This is a genomic window from Caulobacter sp. X (genome assembly GCF_002742635.1).
GTDB lineage: Bacteria > Pseudomonadota > Alphaproteobacteria > Caulobacterales > Caulobacteraceae > Caulobacter.
This window is the reverse complement of sequence record NZ_PEGF01000001.1, coordinates 2,201,357-2,222,474: the sequence shown is the minus strand read 5'-3', so window position 1 is coordinate 2,222,474 and position 21,118 is coordinate 2,201,357. Positions and strand designations below refer to the sequence as shown.

29 protein-coding genes are annotated in these 21,118 nt (G+C 68.0%); 20 read left to right on the top strand and 9 right to left on the bottom strand.

Going from position 1 to position 21,118, the window contains the following annotated elements; genetic code table 11:
* Positions 1-33: 33 nt before the first annotated feature.
* The 4 genes from CSW60_RS10280 to CSW60_RS10265 all read left to right on the top strand — a co-directional run bounded on the left by CSW60_RS10280 (position 34) and on the right by CSW60_RS10265 (position 1,903).
* Positions 34-384, top strand: a complete 351-nt coding sequence (locus CSW60_RS10280) for a hypothetical protein (protein ID WP_099537149.1) — start codon at positions 34-36, stop codon at positions 382-384.
* Positions 384-779: a hypothetical protein gene (locus CSW60_RS10275; RefSeq protein ID WP_099537148.1), complete on the top strand. Its 396-nt coding sequence runs from the start codon at positions 384-386 to the stop codon at positions 777-779. The genes CSW60_RS10280 and CSW60_RS10275 overlap by 1 nt, the downstream gene beginning before the upstream one ends.
* 218 nt (positions 780-997) lie before the next feature.
* Positions 998-1,615 (top strand): superoxide dismutase, encoded by a 618-nt coding sequence (locus tag CSW60_RS10270; protein ID WP_099537147.1) that lies wholly within the window; start codon positions 998-1,000, stop codon positions 1,613-1,615.
* 114 nt (positions 1,616-1,729) lie between these two features.
* The gene (locus CSW60_RS10265; protein WP_013081098.1) at positions 1,730-1,903 is read left to right on the top strand and encodes a DUF1328 domain-containing protein; all 174 of its coding nucleotides are present in this window, start codon (positions 1,730-1,732) and stop codon (positions 1,901-1,903) included.
* A 58-nt stretch (positions 1,904-1,961) separates the two neighbouring features.
* Here the strand turns inward: CSW60_RS10265 and CSW60_RS10260 are convergent, their stop codons facing one another.
* Both CSW60_RS10260 and CSW60_RS10255 read right to left on the bottom strand, forming a co-directional pair.
* A complete protein-coding gene (locus CSW60_RS10260; RefSeq protein ID WP_099537146.1) occupies positions 1,962-2,747 on the bottom strand; it encodes a metallophosphoesterase in 786 nt (261 codons plus the stop codon).
* The gene (locus CSW60_RS10255) at positions 2,744-3,595 is read right to left on the bottom strand and encodes a diacylglycerol kinase family protein (RefSeq protein ID WP_099537145.1); all 852 of its coding nucleotides are present in this window, start codon (positions 3,593-3,595) and stop codon (positions 2,744-2,746) included. The genes CSW60_RS10260 and CSW60_RS10255 overlap by 4 nt, the downstream gene beginning before the upstream one ends.
* A 130-nt stretch (positions 3,596-3,725) precedes the next feature.
* Between CSW60_RS10255 and CSW60_RS10250 the strand changes: the two genes are divergently transcribed.
* From CSW60_RS10250 to CSW60_RS10235, 4 genes are all read left to right on the top strand, one after another.
* On the top strand, positions 3,726-4,070 hold the full coding sequence (locus CSW60_RS10250) for a YMGG-like glycine zipper-containing protein (protein ID WP_099537144.1): 345 nt from the start codon (positions 3,726-3,728) through the stop codon (positions 4,068-4,070).
* 81 nt (positions 4,071-4,151) lie between these two features.
* Positions 4,152-4,613, top strand: a complete 462-nt coding sequence (locus tag CSW60_RS10245) for an OmpA family protein (RefSeq protein WP_099537143.1) — start codon at positions 4,152-4,154, stop codon at positions 4,611-4,613.
* Positions 4,614-4,886: 273 nt separating this feature from the next.
* Positions 4,887-5,087: a hypothetical protein gene (locus CSW60_RS10240; protein ID WP_099537142.1), complete on the top strand. Its 201-nt coding sequence runs from the start codon at positions 4,887-4,889 to the stop codon at positions 5,085-5,087.
* 23 nt (positions 5,088-5,110) lie between these two features.
* The gene (locus CSW60_RS10235) at positions 5,111-5,374 is read left to right on the top strand and encodes a hypothetical protein (RefSeq protein ID WP_099537141.1); all 264 of its coding nucleotides are present in this window, start codon (positions 5,111-5,113) and stop codon (positions 5,372-5,374) included.
* A 72-nt stretch (positions 5,375-5,446) separates the two neighbouring features.
* Here CSW60_RS10235 and CSW60_RS10230 read toward each other — a convergent pair whose 3' ends face one another.
* Positions 5,447-6,247 carry a response regulator gene (locus CSW60_RS10230; protein ID WP_099537140.1) on the bottom strand — a complete coding sequence of 267 codons (801 nt, stop codon included), beginning with the start codon at positions 6,245-6,247 and terminating at the stop codon, positions 5,447-5,449.
* Positions 6,248-6,473: 226 nt separating this feature from the next.
* On the opposite strand from CSW60_RS10230, the gene CSW60_RS10225 reads away from it, so the two are divergent.
* From CSW60_RS10225 to CSW60_RS10205, 5 genes are all read left to right on the top strand, one after another.
* Positions 6,474-6,659, top strand: coding sequence for a NepR family anti-sigma factor (locus CSW60_RS10225; RefSeq protein WP_167535166.1), 186 nt, complete (start codon positions 6,474-6,476; stop codon positions 6,657-6,659).
* A gap of 2 nt (positions 6,660-6,661) precedes the next feature.
* Complete coding sequence (locus CSW60_RS10220; protein ID WP_099537139.1) at positions 6,662-7,267, top strand: sigma-70 family RNA polymerase sigma factor; 606 nt, start codon at positions 6,662-6,664, stop codon at positions 7,265-7,267.
* Positions 7,264-8,958: a sensor histidine kinase gene (locus CSW60_RS10215; RefSeq protein WP_304441753.1), complete on the top strand. Its 1,695-nt coding sequence runs from the start codon at positions 7,264-7,266 to the stop codon at positions 8,956-8,958. Before CSW60_RS10220 ends, CSW60_RS10215 begins: the two co-directional genes overlap by 4 nt.
* A gap of 105 nt (positions 8,959-9,063) precedes the next feature.
* Positions 9,064-9,204, top strand: a complete 141-nt coding sequence (locus CSW60_RS10210; RefSeq protein WP_099537138.1) for an entericidin A/B family lipoprotein — start codon at positions 9,064-9,066, stop codon at positions 9,202-9,204.
* Between the two features lie 287 nt (positions 9,205-9,491).
* The gene (locus CSW60_RS10205) at positions 9,492-10,451 is read left to right on the top strand and encodes a hypothetical protein (RefSeq protein WP_236634241.1); all 960 of its coding nucleotides are present in this window, start codon (positions 9,492-9,494) and stop codon (positions 10,449-10,451) included.
* Between the two features lie 5 nt (positions 10,452-10,456).
* Here CSW60_RS10205 and CSW60_RS10200 read toward each other — a convergent pair whose 3' ends face one another.
* From CSW60_RS10200 to chpT, 3 genes are all read right to left on the bottom strand, one after another.
* Entirely contained in the window at positions 10,457-11,287 is an 831-nt protein-coding gene (locus tag CSW60_RS10200; protein ID WP_099537136.1) for a protein-glutamate O-methyltransferase CheR, read from the bottom strand.
* Positions 11,284-11,661: a PleD family two-component system response regulator gene (locus tag CSW60_RS10195; protein WP_201723009.1), complete on the bottom strand. Its 378-nt coding sequence runs from the start codon at positions 11,659-11,661 to the stop codon at positions 11,284-11,286. Before CSW60_RS10195 ends, CSW60_RS10200 begins: the two co-directional genes overlap by 4 nt.
* Positions 11,662-11,730: 69 nt before the next feature.
* Positions 11,731-12,414, bottom strand: a complete 684-nt coding sequence (gene chpT, locus CSW60_RS10190) for a histidine phosphotransferase ChpT (protein WP_099537135.1) — start codon at positions 12,412-12,414, stop codon at positions 11,731-11,733.
* Positions 12,415-12,480: 66 nt separating this feature from the next.
* Between chpT and CSW60_RS10185 the strand changes: the two genes are divergently transcribed.
* From CSW60_RS10185 to rlmN, 4 genes are all read left to right on the top strand, one after another.
* Positions 12,481-12,669 carry a DUF3553 domain-containing protein gene (locus CSW60_RS10185; RefSeq protein WP_099537134.1) on the top strand — a complete coding sequence of 63 codons (189 nt, stop codon included), beginning with the start codon at positions 12,481-12,483 and terminating at the stop codon, positions 12,667-12,669.
* Positions 12,666-13,454, top strand: coding sequence for a 3'(2'),5'-bisphosphate nucleotidase CysQ (gene cysQ / locus CSW60_RS10180; protein WP_099537133.1), 789 nt, complete (start codon positions 12,666-12,668; stop codon positions 13,452-13,454). Before CSW60_RS10185 ends, cysQ begins: the two co-directional genes overlap by 4 nt.
* Before the next feature lie 59 nt (positions 13,455-13,513).
* Positions 13,514-14,314, top strand: coding sequence for an SDR family oxidoreductase (locus CSW60_RS10175; RefSeq protein ID WP_099537132.1), 801 nt, complete (start codon positions 13,514-13,516; stop codon positions 14,312-14,314).
* A gap of 83 nt (positions 14,315-14,397) precedes the next feature.
* On the top strand, positions 14,398-15,609 hold the full coding sequence (gene rlmN, locus CSW60_RS10170; protein WP_099537131.1) for a 23S rRNA (adenine(2503)-C(2))-methyltransferase RlmN: 1,212 nt from the start codon (positions 14,398-14,400) through the stop codon (positions 15,607-15,609).
* On the opposite strand, the gene CSW60_RS10165 is transcribed toward rlmN, so the two are convergent.
* The gene (locus tag CSW60_RS10165) at positions 15,606-15,941 is read right to left on the bottom strand and encodes a helix-turn-helix transcriptional regulator (RefSeq protein WP_099537130.1); all 336 of its coding nucleotides are present in this window, start codon (positions 15,939-15,941) and stop codon (positions 15,606-15,608) included. The two genes, rlmN and CSW60_RS10165, sit on opposite strands and share 4 nt — an antisense overlap.
* 50 nt (positions 15,942-15,991) lie before the next feature.
* Between CSW60_RS10165 and CSW60_RS10160 the strand changes: the two genes are divergently transcribed.
* From CSW60_RS10160 to CSW60_RS10150, 3 genes are all read left to right on the top strand, one after another.
* Positions 15,992-16,441 carry an SRPBCC family protein gene (locus CSW60_RS10160; protein WP_099537129.1) on the top strand — a complete coding sequence of 150 codons (450 nt, stop codon included), beginning with the start codon at positions 15,992-15,994 and terminating at the stop codon, positions 16,439-16,441.
* A gap of 85 nt (positions 16,442-16,526) precedes the next feature.
* The gene (locus CSW60_RS10155; protein ID WP_066687768.1) at positions 16,527-16,955 is read left to right on the top strand and encodes a DUF350 domain-containing protein; all 429 of its coding nucleotides are present in this window, start codon (positions 16,527-16,529) and stop codon (positions 16,953-16,955) included.
* A 19-nt stretch (positions 16,956-16,974) separates the two neighbouring features.
* Positions 16,975-17,808: a serine protease gene (locus CSW60_RS10150; RefSeq protein WP_099537128.1), complete on the top strand. Its 834-nt coding sequence runs from the start codon at positions 16,975-16,977 to the stop codon at positions 17,806-17,808.
* A gap of 2 nt (positions 17,809-17,810) precedes the next feature.
* On the opposite strand, the gene CSW60_RS10145 is transcribed toward CSW60_RS10150, so the two are convergent.
* Together CSW60_RS10145 and CSW60_RS10140 are read right to left on the bottom strand one after the other, a co-directional pair.
* A complete protein-coding gene (locus CSW60_RS10145) occupies positions 17,811-19,502 on the bottom strand; it encodes an MFS transporter (protein ID WP_099537127.1) in 1,692 nt (563 codons plus the stop codon).
* A 35-nt stretch (positions 19,503-19,537) separates the two neighbouring features.
* Entirely contained in the window at positions 19,538-21,082 is a 1,545-nt protein-coding gene (locus CSW60_RS10140) for a response regulator (RefSeq protein ID WP_099537126.1), read from the bottom strand.
* Positions 21,083-21,118 lie beyond the last annotated feature (36 nt).

Sequence of the window (21,118 nt, the reverse complement as noted above, 5' to 3'; positions counted from 1 at the left end):
CCCGGTCGGTCGCGTCGCGAACAGGAGATGACCATGCCCGCCAATTCTCTGAATCCCGCCGCCAAGGAAGCCGACAAGGCCAAGGGCGCGACGCTGGAAGCCGTGGAACACGCCGAGCGCAGCTTCGCCGAGGCCGCCAACGCCGCCCGGGTCTCGTTGACCGAGGCCGCCAAGCGCGTTGAGAAGTCGGTCGCCGAAGGCTTCGAAACCCTCCGCGCCCAAAGCCGCGCCTATACCGACACCGCCGGCCAGCAGATCGAGGAAGCCCAGCGTTACGTTTCCGAGCGCGTGCGTGAGCGCCCGATCACCGCCACCCTCGCGGGCGTGGGCGTCGGCGTCCTGATCGGCCTGCTGATCGCTGGCGGCCGTAGCAACAACCGGTAATGTTCGAGAAAACCCTCATGACCCTGGCGGCGGCCGCGGCGATCGCCGCCGCCGCCGCTGTCAGCGTCGTTTCCGCCGCCTTCGCGCTGTACGCGATCCTGCTGCCGCGGGTTGGCGCCGCCGGGGCGTCAGCCATCGTCGCCGCCGTCGCGGCCCTGATCGTCGCGATCGCCGGTATGATCGCCGCGCGCAAGGTCGAGAACCGTCGCACCAGCCAGCAGGAGATTCCGCAAGGCGGATTCGACCTGACCGGCAAGGTTGTCGATATCGTCCGGGAACGTCCCCTGATGTCGCTGGGCATCGGTCTGGCGGCCGGCATCATCGCGCTGAAGAATCCGACGCTCACGGCGTCGCTGGCGAAGGCCTTCCTGGATCCCAAGCCGCCGCAGCGCTGAAGATATTGACCCGAGCACAGCATCGCCGCCGCCGGTACCCTCTGGCGGCGGCGATGTCTTTTTGAGGCGCCGGAAACCCCAAGTTTCAAAGGGAATTTATCTCTAAAATTTGACCAAGATCATGCGTCTGGCGACTTACACTTTCGCGCCGGCGCCTCTAGATGCCTCGTCGCGTTCCCGCTCCTCCCTTCATGGGAACGCCTTCCCATGGAGTGAACATGTACAAGCTGCCGGACCTGCCCTACGCCTACGACGCGCTGGAGCCGACCATCTCCGCCAACACGCTCCACTTCCACCATGACAAGCACCATGCCGCCTATGTCACGGCCCTGAACGGCCTGCTGAACGGCGACGACCAGGGCTCGCTGGAAGCGGTGATCAAGTCCGCCGGTCCGGGCAAGGTGTTCAACAACGCCGCGCAGGCCTGGAACCACGCCTTCTTCTGGGACGGCATGAGCCCGACCAAGACCGCGCCGGGCGTGGAACTCGCCGCGGCCATCGACAGCACCTTCGGCGGCCTGGCCGAGCTGAAGGAAAAGTTCGTCGCCGAAGGTATCGGCCACTTCGGCTCGGGCTGGGTGTGGCTGGTCTCGGACGCCTCGGGCGCGCTGAAGATCATCTCGACCCACGACGCCGAGAGCCCAGTGACCCAAGGCCTCACGGCGCTGCTGGTCGCCGATGTCTGGGAGCACGCCTACTATCTGGACTATCAGAACCTGCGGAAGGCCTTCCTGGAAGCCTTCTTCGACAACCTGGTCAACTGGACTCTGGCCGACAGCCAGTACGCCGCCGCCAAGGCCGGCGCCCAGGGCTGGGCTTATCCGGCTCCGGAATAGTCGATCTCGCCGGAACGTCCGGCGCGCCGGGCGCGTTGTCAGGAAGCGAGGCCATAAGGGCTCGATGACCGACAATCCGCCCCGGCGATCCGCCGGGCCAATCCGGAGAGGCCAATGCTGAACTGGGCTCTGACCTTCCTGGTGATCGCCCTGATCGCCGCCCTGCTGGGCTTCACCAGCATCGCGGGCGCGGCGATGGGGATCGCCAAGATCCTGTTCTATGTTTTCCTGATCCTGTTCCTGGTGTCGCTGGTCAGCCACCTGTTCAGGGGACGGCGCGCTCCCTAGCGAAGACGCCTATCAAGCATTCGACCGGCGCGGCCTTCGGGTCGCGCCGTTTTGCTTTTTAGCGCCGATCGAACGCCCAGGTGCGCCAGACCTCGAAGCGGCCGCGCTCATAGGCCAGGGCCGTCACCCGGACGCAGCCCGAATCCGCGTCGATGACGTTGAAGCCCGGCGCGGCGCCGCGCTCGCGCAGGGACAGGGTGCCGGAGCCGACCAGCTGAGCCTTGCCGTCGCCGAATGGAATTGCGGTCACGAACGGCAGGTGAATGTGACCCGACAGCACGATGTCAGCGCCGGCCTCGACGAGGCGGTTGGCGGCGTCGACGCCGCCGCGGACCCTCGCCGTCATCGGTCCGCCCAGGACCTCCATCAGCGGATGATGGCAGACCACCACCTTCAAATCGTTCGAGGGGGCGGCCTTCAGGACGTCAACGACGCGGCGGATCTGGCTTCGCGAAACCGCGCCCTTGGACCAGTTCCAACGCAGCTGGGCGGCGCGCGCCGTGTTGAGGGACGTGACGGTGAGGCCGGGTCCGCGCCAGTCCACACCGTCCTCCGGTCCGAACCGATCCTTGAACCGCCGCCAGGGACGCGTGAACCGGACCCAAAGTTCGCTTGGCCCCACGAAGGGCGTGTCGTGATTGCCGGGAACGACCAGCGTCGGTCGCGGAAGGCTATCGATCCACGCCGCCGCCGCATTGAACTCCGATGTCTTGCCATCGAGCGTGAGATCGCCGGCGACGACGACCAGATCGGGCGCCTCTTCGTGGATCCGCTGCGTCGCGGCCTCCACGGCCTTGCGGTTCTCGCCGCCGAAATGGATGTCCGAGACCTGGACCAGCTTCATGCGGGAGGAACCAGAGCGCGGAACGCCTTCGGACGGAAGCGGATCGAGACCTTGGGATCGAAACGCGCCGGCTCGCCGTCCAGGATCGCCGGAATGCGCCCGCCCGCCCAGACCCGGCCGGTTCGGCAACGGCCGACGGAGACCGACGGGTCTTCGCGCCACTGGCCGCGGGCGGCGTTGAAGCCGAGGCGAAAGACGTCCAGCGCGCTTGAAGGATCCAGGGCCGCGGCTTCCAGAGCCCGTTCTTCCGCGTCCAAGGCGGTCGACACTAGCGGACACATCAAGGTGAGCGCCTCGGCCCGCTGCTTGGGGCGTCCGTCGAGTACAAAGCGCAGCCGGCCCGAAAACGCGCGCTGGAATGCTCGTCGCGCCCGGGCGACCGCCAGGTCAAAGCGGCCTTCGCGCGCGGCCTCCCGCGCCGTCGCCCACAGGGCGGGGCTGCCCAGGATGGCGGCGACAAAGAACAGACGGCCGCCGACTTCGCCGCCCGAGATCATCCGCGCCTCGCCCGCCGTCAGGCAGTCAGCCATCACATCTCGCCATGGTCGCTCGCCGTAGAGGGCGTGGGGCAGCATGTTCATGGTCCCGCCGGGCAGGGGCGCGATCATCGGTCCATCCGGCCCGGCCAACTCGGCCGCGGCGCGCGCGGTGCCGTCGCCCGCGAGGACCAGGACGGCGTCCGGCGCGGAGTCGATGACGTCCCGCAGGCACATCGCCAGCTCATGGGTCTGAGGGGCGTGGACGCGCCCGTTCACACCATGCTCGGCGAGCATGCGCTCGGCTACGGCCGGCGCGTCCGGGCCGACCGACCCCGAGGCGGTGTTGACGACGATATCGATCCGCCGCACGGGCGCCCCCTGTCTCGCGAAACTCGCCGACCCAACGGCCTGGAAGCGGCCATGGTTCCGCTTCGCACGGAACCCTCCCGGACGGTGGCCGTTTGTCGGGCAGGGGACAAGCTCGGAACGGAGAGCCAAGATGAAGACGACCATGATCGCCCTGATGGGCGTGGGTGTGCTCGCCGCGGCGTGCACCTCGACCGGCAATGTGGAGCGCAACGCCGCCGGAGGCGCGGCGCTCGGCGCGCTCGCGGGCGCGGTGATCGGCAACAATGTCGGCGGCGGCAGCGCCAGCACCGGCGCGGCCGTGGGCGCGGCCCTGGGCGGCACGGTCGGCGCGGTCAAGGGCTGCCGGGAGGACGGCGGCTGCGGCGCCAATTCGGTCAATCGCCGCCAGTATTATGACGAGCGCGCGGGGCGCTATTACTACTACGACTCCCGCAGCGGCCGTTACTATTGGGAAGACGGCGCCCCCCGCTACTAGGGCGGGGCGGCTTGGTTCATCGAAAGGCGATCGGTCCGGCCGGTCGCCTTTTTCGTGCTCGCGCATCTGGAGGAGGGAACCATGAAGACGACGAACGCCGCCATTTTGATCGCCGCCGCTCTGTCGCTGGCGGCCTGCGCCGAGACCGCTGGCCCTTGGCGGAACCTGAAGAAGCCTGTCGCGGCGGCGGGCCCGAGCTGCGCTGGCTTCACGTCATCGATCTATTTCGACCAGGACAGCGCCGCCCTGACGCCTGAGGCTAGAATGGTCCTGGCCGGCGCTCGAGCGCAGGCTCGGGGCTGTCAGGTCCGCGGCGTGAGGGTTGTCGGACTGGCCGATGCGGTGGGCGCGTCGCAAGCCAATCTGGCGCTTTCCAAGCGCCGGGCCGACACCGTGTCCAGCGCCTTGGCGGCGCATGGATTTGGCAAGGCGGATTTCGATCTCGCGGCCTTGGGCGACGTGGGCGCTGCGTCTTCGGGCGTCGCCGCGCCATTGCGCCGACGCGCTGACATCATCTTCGATCTCGCGCCGCCCACCCGCTGAGTTGAACGAAGAAGGGCGGGCCGGATAGCCGGTCCGCCTGAGTTCGCATCAACAAAGGGGGGTGCGAAGGCGGCAGGCTGGCTTGCGCCAGCCTCAAGTCGGGGGGGCGTCGCCGCCTTCGCGAAGATGAAAACGGCGCGTATCAAAAAGAGTTCCCGCTAGGCGCGATTTTTTTCGCATTCCCCCGCACGGCCGCCGCGCGGGAACAGCTGGGTAGGGGAGGCGTTGACTTTCCAGGCGGCGAGAGGGCCGTCGCATTTGGGGAGCTGCGTCGTGATCCGGACCTATCAGGCCCAGCATGGCGGAACGGTTTTTGTCCAAGCGCTCACCGAGCGTCAGCGCCGCACGCGTACGCGGCTCATGGCCCTGGCCGTGATCGCCGCCAGCGCGATCTCCGCCGCCACCGTGATGGGCTTCAATCATCGCGCCGCCGCATTGGCCCGCGCCGATATCACCACGTCCTGGGCTCCCTAGGACTTTTCAGGAGGTAGGACACCATGCCCACCGACATCCATCATCACGCCGAACAGACGTCCTCCGGTCCTCGCGTCAGCGCCACGCGGGCGCGGCAAGGGCGCTTTGGTCGCCACATCTTCTGGATCCTCATCGTGTCGACCGTGCTTGCCGCCATGGCGTTGTTCGGCGCCTGGAGTTTCCGCGCCAAGGATCTGGCCGCCGTGGACGCCAACACGGGCGCCACGACGCCGGCTGAGGCGCAGTCGGGAACGACGGCGCAGCAGCCGGCGCGCCAAACGCCATAAACGCCGGGCGATCGACCAAAGAAAAACGGCCTCCCGATCGGGAGGCCGTTATCATTTGGAAGTCTTGCGTCGTTAGGCGGCCTTTCGGGTCCGTCGCGGATGGAAGAACAGCGCCTGGCCGATCGCCGCCTTCACCGTTTCCGGCTGGAAGGGCTTGGTGATTAGGAAGGTCGGCTCCGGACGCTCCCCCGTCAGCAGGCGTTCCGGGAAGGCCGTGATGAAGATCACCGGCACGTCAAGGCGACCCAGGATGTCCTTGACCGCATCGATGCCCGATGAGCCGTCGGCCAGCTGGATGTCGGCCAGCACCAGGCCAGGGGTGCGGCGCGCGACGGCGTCGACAGCCTCGCCACGGGTGGCGGCGATGTCCGTGACGTCGTGGCCCAGCTCCCGGACCAGCGCCTCGATGTCGGCGGCGATCACCGGCTCGTCCTCGATGATCAGGACGTCGGTCGCCAGTTCGGCGTCGATCTCGGCCTGGGCGTCGGCGATGAGGCGTTCGATCTCGCCAAAGTCGCAGTCCAGGATCTGGGCGGCTTCGGTCGGGGTGAAGCCTTCCAGGGCGGTCAGCAGGAAAGCCTGGCGCGAGCGCGGGGCGATACGCATCAGACGTTGAGCGGCGTCGTCCGCCGACGAGATGCTTTCGTCACGACGGGCCTCAAGCTGGGCGCCGGAGCTCAGCCAGATGGCGTGGAACACGCGATAGAGCGCCACGCGCGGCGAAAGGTCGGCGTCCAGGGAACGCTCGCCGGCCGCGAGGGCCTCAAGCGCCACACGGACATAGTGATCGCCAGTGGTCTGGTCGCCGGTCAGGGCGCGAGCGTAACGGCGGATGTAAGGCAGATGCGGCGCCAGCCGAGCTAGAAGACTCATGACCCCTCCCGATGCGGTGTCTCGAAAACCGTAGAACGCACGGCAAAGCTGCGCCGTTCCGTCGAAGGCCCATAACGCCTCCTCAACTCACCGGTTCCGTCAGTCGAGGATTTTTGACATCTTATGCCCAAGCTTATGGAACCCGGTACGGAAAAGCACGTTGTCATCCGGCGGAAAGACATTCGGCCAAAGGGGGCGGACGCCGATGCACTTCGGTGTCGAGGACATGATCGAACACGTACCCATGGAAGACAAACGCAAGAGCGCCGCGGCGCTTGATGAGGCGCGTCTGCGCCAACAGGCCATCGGCGTGAAGCTGCGCCAGATGTTCGACGAGGTCGTCAACGAGCCCGTGCCGGACGAATTCCTCGATATTCTGCGCAAGGCAGAGCCGCCGACGGGAGGCCAATGAGCATGGCCGAAGAAAAGGTGGGGCGTTCGGCGCCCGATCCCGCGCGCGACGCGCTGTTCAAGCGCGAGCTGGTCACTCTGATCCCGCATCTGCGCGCCTTCGCCCGGACTTTGACGGGCGATCCGACCGCGGCCGACGATCTGGCGCAGGACGCCATGATGAAGGCCTGGGATGCGCGCGCCAGCTTCCAGTTGGGCACGAACATGAAGGCGTGGACCTTCATGATCCTGCGTAACCAATTCTATTCCGAGAAGCGCCGCAGCTGGCGCCAGAGCCAGCTCGACCAGGAAGCCGCTGAGCGGACCTTGGTGGCTGTCGATGACCCTGAAGCGCCGGTGGCCCTCGACGAGCTCCGCCTCGGCCTCGCCATGCTGCCCGCCGAGCAACGCGAAGCGCTGATCCTGGTGGGCGCCGGCGGGTTCGCCTACGAAGAAGCGGCCGATATCTGCGGCTGCGCGGTGGGTACGGTGAAGAGCCGTGTCAGCCGGGCTCGTCGCGCCTTGCAAGCCATCCTTGAAGCGGGCGCCTACGACCGCGACGGCGCGGCCGCCGGCGATGCGATGCACGCCATTCTGGCCGACGCGGAGCGGCTGAGCTCCCTGCGGTGAATGCGCTCGCCGGCCGCGCCACGCAGGCCGTCACATCGATCCGGGTTCGTCTCGCCATAGCCTTGTGCGTGGCGCTGCTGCCTGTGCTGCTTCTTGGCGGCCTGCAATCCGTCTTCGCGTTCCGCGCGGAGGCGGACTCGCGCCGCCAGAGCCTGGAGCTAGCCGCGGGACGCAGCGCGGCCGTCGCTCGCGCGCGGATCGAGTCGGCGGGCGTGCTGCTGCAGACCCTGGGTCCGGGCACGGTCGGGCTGGAGTGCGCCCAGCGTCTGGCCGACATGCGAGCCCGATTGCCTGGCTACGCGAACCTGATCCGCTTTGACGCTCGCGGGCGGGTCGCCTGCGCCGCCGCCACGACGCCCTATGACGCCCAGCGCGGCGCGCGAAGCTGGTTCCAGTCGCTTCGAGGCGGCGCCAATCTGGTCGTCGCCGCCGAGCCTGGCGCGGTCTACGCCAACGAACCGGCCGTTCTGGCCGCAGTTCGCGCGGGCTCGCCGGAGCGGTTTGAAGGCGCTATGGCCGCGGTGCTCACGCTGGACGATCTCAAGCTGGAGACCGCCAATCGCTTCCTGCCTGGCGGCGCCGAGGTGGCCTTGGCGGACTCGCGCGGACGGGTGTTCGCGGCGACGAATTCGGCCGCTTTCAGCGCGCCGCCCAGCGGTTGGCGCGCGGTCGCCAAGCAGCGGGGCGCCGCGCTTTGGAGCGCGCGAGACGCTCAACGTCGGGATCGAACATTCTCGGCCGCGCCCTTGGTCGATGACAATGTCTTCGTCATCCTCTCGGCGCCGGCGCCGCGGCTGTTGTCCTGGGCGTGGATCAATCCGATCTCGCGCTTGCTTCTGCCCTTGCTGGCGTTCGTCCTGGGTCTGGCGGCTGTGTGGTTCACCGCCGAGCGAGGGGTGATCCGCTGGATCGTCTATCTGCAACGCGTCGCCGCGATCTATGCGCGTGGACGCTTCACGGTGCGGCCTCTTCAGGCCGAGCGCGCGCCGCCCGAGATCCGTGAACTGGCCGCTACGCTGGACGCCATGGCCGGCGCCATCGTCGCCCGCGACGCCTCGCTGATGGACAGCCTGGCGGAGAAGGACGCGCTGATGCGCGAGATCCATCACCGGGTGAAGAACAACCTGCAGATCATCACCTCGCTGCTCAACATGCAGCAGCGCGCCCTGGCCGATCCGGCGGCGAAGGCGGCGATGAACGATACGCGGCAGCGGATCACGGCCTTGGCCCAGATCTATCGCGCGCTCTATCAAGGGCCTGATCTGAAGCGGGTGGACCTGCGTCCGTTCCTGGAAGAGCTGACCGCCCAGCTGCTGGCGAACGACATGGGGACGTCCAACCTGGTGCGGACCGAGGTCCATGCCGATCCCCTAGTGATCGATCCCGATCGTCTCGCGCCGATCGCCTTGTTCGCCGTCGAGGCCATCACAAACGCGCAGAAGCACGCCTTCGGCGCGACGGGAGGGACGCTTCGGGTCAGCTTTCATGTGCGGGGCGAGGAGGCCGAGCTTTCGATCAGCGACGATGGGCCGGGGGCCGCGGACAGCCTGGGGGGCGGCGTCGGTCGAACCTTGATGACCGCCTTCGCGCGCCAGCTTCGCGGCAAGGTGTGCTTCGAGACGCAGGATCCCCGGGGCCTCACGGTTCGGCTCATCTTCCCCACGCCGCTCGCGGTCGGATCGGCGACCTGAATCTGCGAACCTGCGCCGGAACCGAGCTTCGCCGCTCACGTTCTCTCCGGGCGATGAAGTCACAGCCTTCCCATGGTGACCTGGGGGGCAACAGCGGAGAAGAGCATGCGTAAACTGGTGATCCTGGCCGCCCTCGCCGCCAGCCTGTCGGTCGCGGCCTGCAATACGGTCGAAGGCGCCGGCAAGGACGTCTCGTCGGCCGGTCGCGCCGTCAGCGACACGGCCAAGGACGTCAAGAACAACTGACGTTCAAAGTCTTTTGAGACAGAGGCCCGCCGGCGACGGCGGGCCTTTTTCTTTCAGCTCCAAGCTAAGTGTTACGGCATCGCAAACGAGAAGCGCTCGCGAGAGATACCCCTGAAAAACAGCCGGTGAATTTTGGCCCCTCCGGAAGAGGGACCGATTGATTGTCGAACGGCGTTGTCTTTGTTCATAGCGGCTGGCGGTGTTCCAGCACGTACATCTGGCATCGCTTTCGCGCGGCGCCGAATGTTCGAGCCTATTATGAGCCTTGGCATGAGCAACTGGCCGGTGTGACGGCAGAGACGATCCGCGCCGAGACGCCCGCCAACAGCGGCCTGAGACACCCCGGCGGCAGCGAGCCCTACCTCAAGGAGTTCGAGGTTGTCCTCGACGAGAACGGCGGCGTTCAGCGCTTTGACGCCAGCTTCGCCTTGGATCGTTTCTGGATCGAACCTGAAGCCAGCGATCTGGCCCAGCAGGCCTATGTCGAGCGGCTCATCGAGGCCGCGCGGATCCGCGGCGAGACGCCAGTTCTGGCCTGTTGCCGGACGCTTGGGCGCGCGGGATGGCTCAAGAAACGATTTGGCGGCTTTCACATCGTCCTGGTGCGCGATCCCGTGCAGCAGTGGCTATCGTTCTATTCGTTGCGCCGTCGCCCCAGGCCCACCTATTTCGAGCTTTGCCACTACGTCCTGTTGTCGGAGATGGCGGTCTGGCGCGACGCCGCCAGACAGATTCTGGGGCGCGCGTTCGACGGTTCCGGAGCGTTGTCCCAGCGTCTGGCGGCGGTGCGCCGAGCGCTCAAGCGCCGGCCGGCGACGCTTTCCTTTCAAGCCTTCCTGGCCGTCTGGCTGGCGTCTCACCTCAAGGCGCTGCCCTACGCCGATCTGGTGATCGACGTGGATCGATTGGCGCGGGACCAAGCTTATGCGCGTGAGATCGAAGCCGCGATCGCCGCCGGCTGTGGCGTGCGGCCTGATTTCTCGGACTGCCGCGCGCCGGCCCCTCACGGCGTGGCGCCGCCGATCGAATGGCGCAAGGCCGCTCGCGCCGTCGTGGACGCCATGGGGCTGCATGAGGCCATCGTCGGGGTCGACGCGCACCCGATCTTGTTTCGCAAGCTCGCGCCAGCCTTCGCGGCCTTGCCGCCGGCGCGAGCCGGCGTGTTGGCCCGGGTCGGCGAGATGCTGGCCGGGGTCGCGGGCGGCGCGGCCCTCGCTCGTCTGCAGACGAAATTCCGCAGGGCTTGAAGGCGTTACGCGGCCGCGGCCGTTCCGATCGTCGGGTCGCGTAGGTAGAGGCCGGCGCCGCCAGGCGCGGCGACGAGAATGTCGCTGAGGCCCGCGACGTCGTCCTCTGGATCCAGCGCCAGCACGCCATCTGGGGCGAGCCGGCCGGCAAGGCTGCGGATGACCTTGTCGCGCAGCGCCGGCGTCATGTTGCGCAGGACATTGCGCAGCAGGATCACGTCGAACACGCCCAGCGCCGAGAGGTCGGACAGCAGATTGATCCGCCGCCAACGCACCATCTGCCGGATGCGCGGCGAGATCGTCCAGGTGTCGTCCTGGTTCTCGAAATACTTGACCAACATGCGGATCGGCAGGCCGCGCTGGACTTCGAACTGGGTGTAGAGGCCGCTTTGGGCCTTCTCCAGGCACCGTTCGGAAAGGTCGGAGCCGAAGAATTCGAACCGCGTCCCCGGCGCCAGCCCGGTCGCCTCGGCGGCGGCCATCGCCACCGAATAGACCTCTTGGCCCGTTGCGCAGGCCGCGCTCCAGATCCGCAGCGGCGCGTCGCGACGATGAGACAGGGAGGGCAGCACGCCATCGCGCAGGGCCGCGAAGGCTTCCCGTCCGCGGAAGAAGGTCGTCTCGGTTCGACAAAGCGACTCGACGACCGCCCAGATCAGCCGCTCCTCCCGCTTCGCGCGCAGTTCGTCGATCAGGGCTTCGATGCTCTCGAAGCCCTCGCGCCGCACCAGCGGCGTCAGGCGGCTTTCGATCAGGTAGGGCTTTTCGACCTCGACGCGCAGGCCGGCGCGGGCGCGCCCCAGCGCGGCCAGAAGGTCGATATGCTCAGGGGTCACAGCAGGCCCGCCTCGGCGAACTTCGCCTGGATGATGTCCCCGTCGAACGGCTTCATGATGTACTCGTCCGCGCCGGCGTCCAGCGCCTCGCGGATGCGGTCGATGCTGTTCTCGACCGTGCAGAAGATGACCTTGGGCGTGTCACCGCCTCGCTCCTTGCGCAGGTGGCGCAGGAACTCGAGGCCGTTCATGACCGGCATGTTCCAGTCGAGCAGCACCGCGTCAGGCATGGCCGCGCGACACCAGGCCAGGGCTTCCATGCCGTCGGAAGCCTCGGCGATGTCGAAGCCGATGTCCTCGAGGACTCGGCGGGCGACCTTGCGGATCACCCGGCTGTCGTCGACCACCAGGCAGGTCTTCACGGCGTGCTCCAATCCAGAGGGCCAAGATGGAGGCTTCTGGTTAAGGACCGGTTTGCCGAATTTTCCAGCGCGATGAAGGCGCTAGGCGGGCACCCAGGCCGCGATCGAGGCGCGATCCTCGCCAACCTCGCACGCAATCTGTCCGCCGGCCGCGCGGACCAGGGCGTTCAGATAGGCCGCCTGCACCCACGGACCGCCCAGGCCCTCGGCCAGGGGCTCGCCCTTCAGGCCGGCCAGCACCTCGGGGCGCAGGCGGGCGCGCGGGCCGACCGCCTCGGCGATGATGGAGAAGCGACCATCGGCCGCGACGCCCTTGACCGTCGCCACGCCGCCGGCCGGCAGGGCGCTGGCGGCGATCTGGGCGATGTTGAGCACGGCCCGCGCGGACGGCTTGTTCATGGCCTGGGGCTCGATCGCCCAGTTCAGGGTCGGGCGCACATGAGCGAAGACGCCTTGCGCCAGCTTTTCCAGTTCGCGGCTGTCGAAGTTTTCGGCCGAGGCCGAAGCGCCGAAAGCCACGCGGGTGAATTGCAGCAGGTCCGCCAGCTTGCGGGCCGACGAGGCGATCAGGTTCATGGCGTCGTCGCGCATGTCCTGGGCGGCCGGGTCTTCCAGCAGGTCCAGGCCCGAGACGATCGCGCTGGCCGGGCTGATGAAGTCATGGCACAGGCGCGCGGCCAGCATGGCGGCGAAGTCGGGGCCTTGCACGTCCGTTTGCGCTGGCGCTGGGGTCGCGGGAACGGTCTCGGGGACGATATCGGTCATAGAGCCGGACTCTGCCGTGATTTGAGGCTTTGGCAAACTGGGCCAAGCCTCTACAGGAAGGCCGTTATGGATCCGTTTCTAGAGCCGGGCGTCCTGGTGCGCCATCCCGACCAGCCCGACTGGGGTCTGGGTCAGGTTCAGTCCATGATCGGACATCGGGTCACCGTCAATTTCGAAGAGGCGGGCAAGCAGACCATCGACGGCCGGCGCGTCCGGCTGGAGTTCGTCGGCGACGATCCCCGGGGACAGGCATGAGCGAAACGACCAAGACCCTGGCCGACTGGGGCCGACCCCTGGCCCGGATCACCGAGGAGGCGGCGACGGTCATCCTGCCGTTCTGGCGGACCGAGCTGGCCGTCGCCCAGAAGGCGGACGAGAGCCCTGTCACCGAGGCCGACCGGGCGGGTGAACGCCTGATCCTGCAGCGCCTGTCCGAAGCGTTTCCCGCCGTTACCGTGATCTCAGAGGAGCACGCCAGCGAGTTCGGGACGCCCGACGCCGTCGGTTCGCGCTTTTTCCTGGTCGATCCGGTGGACGGCACGAAGGCCTTCGTGCGCGGCGACCCGAACTTCACCGTTAATATCGGCCTGATCGAGAACGGCCTGCCGGTCGCGGGCGCCGTCTGCGCGCCGGCGACCGGCGAGGTCTGGTACACGACGGCCGCCGGCGCGATGAAGCGCATGGGGCCCGATGCGCCAGAGGTTCCGGCGCGCGTGCGCCCCTGGCCGACCGGCAAGGCCTTGGGCTTGATCAGCCACACCATGCGCGAGGAGAAGGCCGCCGAACTGGCCGCCGAGTATGGCTTTGATCTGCGGGCGGCGATGGATTCCTCGATCAAGATGTGCCGCATCGCCGAGGGCTCGGCGGACATCTATCCGCGCCACGGCCCGACCTCCGAGTGGGATACCGCCGCCGCCCACGCGGTGCTGGTCGCCGCCGGAGGGACCTTCACCCAACCCGACGGCTCGCCGTTCATCTACGGCAAGGCCGACCAAGCCTTCCGTAACGGCTGGTTCGTGGCGCGCGGCGGCGCGGCTTGAACCAAATCGTCGGCCGTGCTGCTGTCCGGCGACGTTTTTTGCTTTGATCGGATGACCGCATGGCTCGTCGTCTCGCCCTGATCACCGGCGCTTCCGCCGGCATCGGCGCCGCCTCGGCCCGCATCTACGCCAGCCATGGCTATGACGTGGTGCTGACCGCGCGGCGCGCCGATCGGCTCGAGGCGCTGGCCGCCGAGATCAAGCTCCGCTCGGGCGTCGAAGCCTACGCCGTCGCCGCGGACCTCGCCGAGCCGGCGGGCGCCGATACGGTCTTGGCCGCCATCGCCGAGCAGGGGCGGGTGGTCGACGCCCTGGTCAACAACGCCGGCTACGGCCTGCCTGGGACCTATGCGACGACGAGCTGGGCCGACCAGGCGACCTTCCTGCAGGTGATGCTGACCTCGGTCTGCGAGATGACCCACAAGGTGCTGCCGGGCATGGTCGAGCGCCGGTTCGGGCGGATCACCAATGTCGCCTCGCTGGCGGGCCTGGTTCCCGGCGCGGCCGGTCACACGCTCTACGCCGCCACCAAGGGCTTCCTGGTGAAGTTCTCCCAGAGCCTGCATCTGGAAAACCTGTCGACCGGCGTGCATGTCAGCGCCCTGTGCCCCGGCTTCACCTATTCGGAATTCCACGACGTCAACGGCACCCGCGCCCAGGTCAGTCAGGGCGTGCCGGACTGGATGTGGCTGGGCGCCGACGAGGTCGCGGCCGCCGGCTACGAGGCCGCCGAAGCCAACCGCCCGATCTGCGTGCCGGGCTCGCCCAACAAGGCGATCGCCGCCGTGGCCAAGGTCCTGCCCGACGACTGGGCCCTGGCCCTGATGGCCAACCAGGGCGGGCGCTTCCGGAAGGTCTAAGGGCCCGCGGCGCCCGGCCCTTTTGGAAAACCGGCCCGGACCTGCTATATGTCCGCCTCAGCCCCGAAGATCCGGACCCCCCCTTGAGCGTCACCCTCGACCTGTCGCGCGTCTCGTCCGACGCCGCGCCCGCAACCCCCGTCACCAAGCCGCTGGTCAACCTGTCGGGCCTCACGCGCCCGCAGCTGGTCGCCGCCCTGGTCGAGAGCGGCGTGGTCGAGCACGGCAAGGCCAAGATGCGGGCGACCCAGATCTTCCGCTGGATGCACCATCGCGGCGTCACCGACTTCGCGGCGATGAGCGACGTCGCCAAGGAGACCCGCGCGCGTCTCGCCGAGGCCTTCACGATCGCCCGTCCCGAGATCGTCGAGCGCCAGGTCAGCCAGGACGGCACTCGCAAGTGGCTGATCCGCATGGCGCCCGGCATCGAGGTCGAGAGCGTCTTCATTCCAGGCGTCGGCCGCGCCGGCGCCCTGTGCGTCTCCAGCCAGGTCGGCTGCACCCTGAACTGCAGCTTCTGCCACACCGGCACCCAGCCGCTGGTCCGCAACCTGACGACCGCCGAGATCGTCGCCCAGGTGCAGGTCGCCAAGGACGACCTGGGCGAATGGCCGTCGGACAAGGAGGATCGCCAGCTCTCGAACATCGTGTTCATGGGCATGGGTGAGCCTCTGTACAATCTGGGCCAGGTCGCCGACGCGATCGAGATCATCAGCGACAACGAGGGCATCGGCATCTCGCGTCGCCGGATCACGGTCTCGACCTCGGGCGTGGTCCCCATGCTGGGCAAGTTGGGCGAGACGACCCAGGCCATGCTGGCGATCAGCCTGCACGCCACCAACGACGCCCTGCGCGACGTGCTGGTGCCGCTGAACAAGAAATATCCGATCGCCGAGCTGATGGCCGGCATCCGCGCCTATCCGGGCCTGTCGAACGCCCGCCGCGTGACCTTCGAGTACGTGATGCTCAAGGGCGTGAACGACAGCCCCGAGGAAGCGCGCGCCCTGGTCAAGCTGATCAAGGGCATTCCGGCCAAGATCAACCTCATCCCGTTCAATCCCTGGCCGGGCAGCGACTATCAATGCTCGGATTGGGCGACGATCGAGGCCTTCGCCGCGATCCTCAACAAGGCCGGCTATTCCTCGCCGATCCGCACCCCGCGCGGCCGCGACATCCTGGCCGCCTGCGGTCAGCTGAAGAGCGAGAGCGAGAAGGTTCGCGCCAGCGCCCTGCGCAAGCTGTCGCTGGCCGCGATGGCTGGCGTGCTCAGCGAGGATGACGACGAGGCGGCCTAAGCCTCCTCGCTCGCCTCCACCGTCTTCTTTAGCCGGCTCAGCATGCTCGCCGCATAGGCCGCGTAGGGGCCGATCCAGCGCTCGTGAATGGCGTGGATCGGTAGCGCGTCCAGGTGGTTCCAACGCTCGCGTCCGCGCCGCTCGGCGACGACCAGACCGGCCTCCTCGAGCACGCCCAGGTGCTGCATGACCGTGCAGCGGTCCAGGTCGGGAAACCGCGCGCACAGCATGCCGGTCGTCAGCGACTCGGCCTTCAGCAGATCCAGGATCCGCCGCCGCGCTCGGTGGCTCAGGGCCTTGAAGATCAGGTCGGCTTCGTCTTCGCTTGACATGTTATAAAATTATAACACATGGTCGCGCTCATCAAGGATGGAGAGGCTCCATGTCTCACGAATTCACCGTCAGCGGCCGGATCGCCAAGCCCGTCGCCGAGGTCTTCGAGGCCGTCGTCGATCCCAAGAAGCTGTCCGGCTATTTCACGACAGGCGGCGCCCAGGGGCGGCTCGAGACTGGAGCGACCGTGACCTGGGACTTCCATGACTTTCCCGGCGCTTTCCCGGTCGAGGTGATCGAGGTCATCTCAAACGAGAAGATCGTTCTTCGCTGGGGCGCTTCGGAGCCCGGCGCGACCTACAAGACGACGGTCACCATGACCTTCGCCGACACCGGCGACGGCCGCACCCTGGTGAAGATCCACGAGGCGGGCTGGAGCGACACTCCGGCCGGAGAGAAGGCCGCGTTCGGCAATTGCGAGGGCTGGACCGGCATGCTCTGCGCCCTGAAGGTCTTCGTCGAACACGGCCTCAATCTCAGAGAGGGCTTCTACAAGTAATTCGGTCGCGCACGCGCCCCCTACGCAAGCCTCCGCTTGCCGTGTTAGTCAGGAGATCGCACCTTTCCGGGGGTAGTTCGCGTCCATGCCGTCCCAGCTCCAGTCGCCCGAGGTCCAGGCCTTCGCCACCGGCTTTCCGATCACCCTCCTGCATGCGGGGGTGACCTTGATCATGCTGATCCTGGGCACCACGCTTTATGCGCTGATGACGCCGCACAAGGAGATCACCCTGATCCGCGAGGGCAACTCCGCGGCCGCCCTGTCGCTGGGCGGGGTGATGGTCGGCCTTGCCGTTCCTCTGGCTGTGTCGCTGAGCGCGGCGACCTCCGTGGTCGAGATCGTCATCTGGGGGGCGGCGACCACGGCTGTGCAACTGCTTGTCTTCCGTTGCACCGACATGGTCCTGAAAGGTTTGCCCGAACGCATTCAGGACGGCGAGATCTCGGCCGCGGCCCTGCTGGTCGGCGCCAAGCTCGCCACGGCCCTGATCCTCGCCGCCGCCGTGGCCGGCTGAGCGGACGCGGAGCGTCCCCGTGCATTTCCCCAAACTCCCTGACTGGCTGGTCTATGCGGCGGTGGTCAGCGCCCTGCTGATCGTCGCCGTCGGACGCCAGGAGCGATCCGACGCGCCGCCGCCGCCGCCGCCCGTCCCTGGCGAGGAAGGGCTGCCGCTGGGGCCGTCCTCGCCGTTTGATCCGTCCATCGTGGTGCAGGTGCCCGAGCGCCCCGAGCCGGGATCGGGCACCGCCTTCTCGATCGGCGACGACGGCGCCTGGCTGACGGCGCGCCACGTGGTCGATGGCTGCAAGCAGGCGGCGATCGTGGTCGCCGACGGGCGCGGGGTCGCGGCCAGGGTGCACGTGGATCCCCGCGCCGACGCGGCGCTCCTGACCACCGAGGGCGGCGCGCCCGCCGTGCCGCTGGGTATCGATCAACCGTTGAGACGCGGCGCGCGCGCCTATCATCCCGGCTTCCCGCAGGGCCATCCAGGCGAAGCGGCCTCGCGGTTGCTGGGGCGCGAGAACCTGGTGGTTCACGGCCGAGGCGCGCGCACCGAGCCGGTGCTGGTGTGGGCCGAGGTTGGCCGCACCGACACCTTGAAGGGCACGCTGTCGGGTCTGTCCGGCGCGCCGGCGCTGGACGCGGCCGGCCGGGTGATCGGCGTCACGGTGGCCGAAGCCCCGCGGCGCGGGCGCATCTACACGACCGCGCCCGAGACCCTGAAGACGCTGCTGGGCCCCCGCCGTCATCCCTCGCCATCGGAATTCGCGCCGAGCGAGCCGATCACCACCGAGAACTACGGCCGCGTGGCCGACGGCCTGCGCCGCGACCTGCGGGTCGCCCAGGTGGTGTGCCTGGCGGTCTAGGCTTAGGCTGGTGTCTCGTCTGGCTTCTGGCGCGCCGCGACCATGAACGACAGGACGATCGCCACCAGGCCGATCAACGCCGTATAGATGAAGAAGGTCGTGTAGCCCGCCGCCATGGCCTGGGCGCTGACGCCGAGCTTGGCGCCGGCGGCGGTGAAGCTCTCGGGCGGCAGGCGCGTGAACAAACCCTTCAACACGCCGATCGGACCGCCGTGCTCGGCCGCTTGTGCCGACGCCTCGACGATGCGTCCGGACTGCGAGGCGATCAGCTTGCCGGGCAGGGCGTAGAGCGACGAGAACAGCGCATATTGAGTGGCGGTGAAGCCCGCCGAGGTCAGGCTCGACATGTAGGCGATCAGGGCCGTGCCCGCGACGCCGCCGGCGATGTTGTCCAGGCAGATCGCCGTGAACAGCATCGGGATGTTGTGACCGCTCATGGCCAGCAGGGCGAACATCAGATTGCTGATCGGCTGGGCGAAGGCGCCGATGACCAGCGCCTTCATCAGGCCCAGGCGCGCCACGACCACGCCGCCCAGGAACACGCCGATCATGGAGGCGATGATGCCGAATACCTTCCGGATCTCGGCGATCTCGGTCAGAGAAAAGCCCATGTCCCGGTAGAACGGGTTCATGATGTTCAGCACGAAGTCCGAGACGCGATAGACACAGATCGCCGCCAGGATCAGGCCGGCGACGCCTTGGAAGCGGGTGAGGAATTCGCCTAGCGGCTCGCCGAACGCTTTCGACATGTAGACGCCGGGCTTGGTGCGCACCTTCGGGATCGGCCAAGCGGCGATCACGACGATGACGAGGCCAGCCGCCACGCCCAACAGCTGAAGCCAGACGCCGTTCGGCTTGGCGGTCCAGGCGTCCGCCAGCGCCTGTCCGCCGATCAGCTTGGAAAGCAGGGTGGCGTCGCCGGCGAGGCCCGACCCCAAGGCCAAGGCGCCGAGAACCAGGACCCCCAAACGGGCCAGCCATTCCAGCACTTCCAAGGCGCGGGGCTGGACGACGTCGTCGGTCGGGATCGGGCGGATGCTGTGCTCGGCCTCGCGCGGCGCCCACAGGGTGGCCAAGATGCCAATCCCGACGATCACCCCCATGGCCGCATACGAGAGGTTCCATCCGTAGCGCTCGGCGAGCAGCAGCGGCACGGCCCCTGCCGCGATCATGGCGACGCGATAGCCCCACTGGTAGGCCACGACCATCGGGCCCTGTTCCTCCTTATCGGCGACCTCGATCCGCCAGGCGTCGATGACGATGTCATGTGAAGCGGTGGCGAAGCCGACGGCGACGGCCGTGGCGGCCAGGACGCCCAGTTGATTGGCGGGGTTCATGGTCGATATGGCCCAGAGGCCCAGGACCATCGCGCTCTGGAACACCAGCATCCATGCTCGTCGATGACCCAGCAGGCGATGCAGAACGGGGACCTTGGCCCGGTCGATCAAGGGGGCCCAAAGAAACTTGAAGGAGAAGGATAGGGTCGCGAGGCTGAAGAAGCCGATCACCGCCAGCGACAGCCCCGAGTCGCGCAGCCACAGCGACAGGGTGTCGAAGATCAGCATGAAGGGCAGGCCGGACGCGAACCCCAGACCCAGCATCACCAGGCTACGGCGCTCGCCGAAGAAGGCGAGGGTTTGCAGCAGGCTCTTCTTCTCGGGCTTGGTCTTGGCGCCCTCGGTCTGCTCGGTCATGCGGCGGAATCCTCGGCGAGGGAACCGCCCCCGCTTCAGCCGGCGACCTTGGATCGCGTCGCGCTTTTCGTCCAGCCGGCGACGCCAGACGTCGTCCAGCGGGTCAGCACGTCGCGCAGGGCTTCCTGAGTCAGCGGCTTGACCAGGAAGTCGTCCATGCCGGCGGCCAGGCAGGCGCGCTTGTCCTCGTCGAAGGCGTCCGCCGTCAGCGCGGCGATCGGGGCGGCGACACCCTTGGCGCGGAGCTTGCGAGCGGCGTCGACCCCCGACATGCCGGGCATGCGCAGATCCATCAGGATCAGATCGTAGGACCCGGCCACGGCGGCCGCGATCGCCTGTTCGCCGTCGGCGACGCGGTCGACCTTGCAGCCCTCGCGTTCCAGCAGGGTGCGGGCCAGCAAGGCGTTGATCGGATTGTCCTCGGCCAGCAGCACCCGCACCCCGTGGGCCACGGCGCCGACGATGCGGTCGTCGTCATGGTGACCGTTCGGACCGGGCGCGGCCTCGGCGGTGTCGGCCTGCAGCACCTGGGCGACCAGAGAGGCGGTTCGTAGTGGCTTGATCAGATAACCGCTGAAGCCCGTGGCCTTCAGCGGATCTATGCGGTCGCGCTGCTCGGGCGTCAGCAGCACCACGGCCTTGCGGCCCGCGGGCGGCTTGAACGCGCCGCGCGATCCGGACAGGGCCGCGTCGATCAGCAGGACGGCGTCGGCGGGCGCGCCGGTCAGGGCGGCGTTGACGTCGACGGCGGCGTAGGCGCGCCCTCCGGCCGCCTCGATCTGGCGGGCCGTGGCGATGCGGACGATGGCGTTGGGCGAAATGATCGCCACGCTGCGACCGGACAGCGGCGCTTCGCGAGGCGCGGGCGTGACCGTCTCAAAAGGCGCTTCAAACCAGAACTCGGCGCCATGGCCCACTTCGCCGCCGACGCCCACTTCGCCCCCCATGGCCGAAGCCAGGCGCGAGACGATGGCGAGACCCAGGCCCGCGCCGCCAAGCTGGGTGCTGTGGGTGATGTCCGTCTGGACGAAGGCCTCGAAGATGCGAGCCCGCGCTTCGGGCGCGACGCCAGGCCCGGTGTCGGCCACCGAGAAGCGCACGCGGCCGTTCTCGCCGGCCGAGGCCGACAGCAGGACGCCGCCGGCTTCCGTGAACTTCACGGCGTTGCCTGCGAAATTGAGCAGGATCTGGCGCAGACGGCCCTCGTCGGCCTGTATCATCGGCAGCGGCGCGGTCAGGGCCCAGGCGATCTCGACGCCCTTTTCGTGCGCGCGGGGGCTCATCAGTTCGGCGACCTGGCGCAGCAGGCTTTCGATATCGACCGGGCCGAGGCTCAGCTCGATGGAGGCCGCGCCCAGCCGCGCGAAATGCAGGACGTCATTGACCAGCGAAAGCAGGTGGTCGCCGCTTTCCCGCAGGGCGGTGACATAGGCCCGCTGCTCGGCCGTCAGCTTGGTGTTCTCGAGCAGGCGCGCCATGCCCAGCACGCCGTTCAGCGGCGTGCGGAATTCATGGCTCAGGGTGGCCAGCTGCTCGGGCGTGACGCCGGGTCGCCCACTCGTCGCTTGGGGGTCGCTCATGAGACGCGACCTTAGCTGGAGCCCATTAACGGGGGG

Excerpts from the sequence above, each read along its gene's own strand:
- CSW60_RS10250 (WP_099537144.1), top strand. The coding sequence starts at position 3,726 with ATGAAGACGACCATGATCGCCCTGATGGGCGTGGGTGTGCTCGCCGCG.
- CSW60_RS10220 (WP_099537139.1), top strand. The coding sequence starts at position 6,662 with ATGGCCGAAGAAAAGGTGGGGCGTTCGGCGCCCGATCCCGCGCGCGAC.
- CSW60_RS10185 (WP_099537134.1), top strand. The coding sequence starts at position 12,481 with ATGGATCCGTTTCTAGAGCCGGGCGTCCTGGTGCGCCATCCCGACCAG.
- CSW60_RS10140 (WP_099537126.1), bottom strand. The coding sequence starts at position 21,082 with ATGAGCGACCCCCAAGCGACGAGTGGGCGACCCGGCGTCACGCCCGAG.
- CSW60_RS10260 (WP_099537146.1), bottom strand. The coding sequence starts at position 2,747 with ATGAAGCTGGTCCAGGTCTCGGACATCCATTTCGGCGGCGAGAACCGC.
- CSW60_RS10265 (WP_013081098.1), top strand. The coding sequence starts at position 1,730 with ATGCTGAACTGGGCTCTGACCTTCCTGGTGATCGCCCTGATCGCCGCC.
- CSW60_RS10210 (WP_099537138.1), top strand. The coding sequence starts at position 9,064 with ATGCGTAAACTGGTGATCCTGGCCGCCCTCGCCGCCAGCCTGTCGGTC.
- CSW60_RS10245 (WP_099537143.1), top strand. The coding sequence starts at position 4,152 with ATGAAGACGACGAACGCCGCCATTTTGATCGCCGCCGCTCTGTCGCTG.
- CSW60_RS10275 (WP_099537148.1), top strand. The coding sequence starts at position 384 with ATGTTCGAGAAAACCCTCATGACCCTGGCGGCGGCCGCGGCGATCGCC.
- CSW60_RS10165 (WP_099537130.1), bottom strand. The coding sequence starts at position 15,941 with ATGTCAAGCGAAGACGAAGCCGACCTGATCTTCAAGGCCCTGAGCCAC.
- chpT (WP_099537135.1), bottom strand. The coding sequence starts at position 12,414 with ATGACCGATATCGTCCCCGAGACCGTTCCCGCGACCCCAGCGCCAGCG.
- CSW60_RS10160 (WP_099537129.1), top strand. The coding sequence starts at position 15,992 with ATGTCTCACGAATTCACCGTCAGCGGCCGGATCGCCAAGCCCGTCGCC.
- CSW60_RS10175 (WP_099537132.1), top strand. The coding sequence starts at position 13,514 with ATGGCTCGTCGTCTCGCCCTGATCACCGGCGCTTCCGCCGGCATCGGC.
- cysQ (WP_099537133.1), top strand. The coding sequence starts at position 12,666 with ATGAGCGAAACGACCAAGACCCTGGCCGACTGGGGCCGACCCCTGGCC.
- CSW60_RS10235 (WP_099537141.1), top strand. The coding sequence starts at position 5,111 with ATGCCCACCGACATCCATCATCACGCCGAACAGACGTCCTCCGGTCCT.
- CSW60_RS10270 (WP_099537147.1), top strand. The coding sequence starts at position 998 with ATGTACAAGCTGCCGGACCTGCCCTACGCCTACGACGCGCTGGAGCCG.
- CSW60_RS10145 (WP_099537127.1), bottom strand. The coding sequence starts at position 19,502 with ATGACCGAGCAGACCGAGGGCGCCAAGACCAAGCCCGAGAAGAAGAGC.
- CSW60_RS10230 (WP_099537140.1), bottom strand. The coding sequence starts at position 6,247 with ATGAGTCTTCTAGCTCGGCTGGCGCCGCATCTGCCTTACATCCGCCGT.
- CSW60_RS10225 (WP_167535166.1), top strand. The coding sequence starts at position 6,474 with ATGATCGAACACGTACCCATGGAAGACAAACGCAAGAGCGCCGCGGCG.
- CSW60_RS10280 (WP_099537149.1), top strand. The coding sequence starts at position 34 with ATGCCCGCCAATTCTCTGAATCCCGCCGCCAAGGAAGCCGACAAGGCC.
- CSW60_RS10155 (WP_066687768.1), top strand. The coding sequence starts at position 16,527 with ATGCCGTCCCAGCTCCAGTCGCCCGAGGTCCAGGCCTTCGCCACCGGC.